The organism is Campylobacter sp. 110 (genome assembly GCF_002383965.1).
GTDB classification, from domain to species: domain Bacteria; phylum Campylobacterota; class Campylobacteria; order Campylobacterales; family Campylobacteraceae; genus Campylobacter_D; species Campylobacter_D coli.
Window position 1 is genome coordinate 1 of record NZ_NXBD01000058.1, and the last position, 766, is coordinate 766.

The 766-nt window shown below is 25.8% G+C and carries 1 pseudogene; it reads right to left on the reverse strand.

From position 1 onward, the window contains the following. A pseudogene (locus BGS43_RS09200) lies at positions 1-758 on the reverse strand (motility associated factor glycosyltransferase family protein); the annotation flags it as partial. Between the last annotated feature and the right edge of the window lie 8 nt (positions 759-766).

Genomic DNA, 766 nt, shown 5'->3' on the forward strand with positions numbered 1-766 from the left:
GATGGTCCTGTAGAAACAATGATAGCTGTATCACTTATACCCTTTCTTTTAGAAAGTAATTCTTTATAACTAGGATGAGTAATCATTTGAGGAAGATTATAAACAAATTGCTCTATGCCTTGAAGAGCATCAAGAGGATCATTACCATGAGAAACAATAGAATTTTTAAAATTTTCTGCTAATTTTTTATTCAATCCTAAAATATCTTCATGAAATCTTTCATAATAATGACTCATCAGTTCTAAAAAATAAATTCTAGAAAATTGAAAGAAAGGTTTAGAAGAGCAAAGTTCAGTATAATCTTGAGCTTGTAATTTATCATTTTCCAAAATCATCAATCTTGCACTTTGCAATTCACTTGAAAAATCTAAGATATGAAACATTATCCAAATGATTTCTATATCTTTTTCAAAAACAACAATATGTTGATGATTTTTATTTTGCAATAAAGCTTTAAATAAAATTCCATTTCCAAAACCATAAAAATATAATACAGGATAAAGTAGATATTTATCATTATAAGTATTTAGCATAGTTTGCAATTCTTTAATGGGATCTTGATAAAGTAAATTTTCATTATACCCCCCCCCATTATTTTTTATACTTGTATCTTTTAAATTGATATCTAGATTATCTTTACCTAAGATAAGTTCAAATTTACTTGATTTAATTTCTTTTAAACTTTCTTTTAAAAGAATATTGCTTAAAGCCTCAATGTTTTTGTTAAAGAGTTCTTTTTGAGTAGGGGTGAAGGTCATTGGAAATC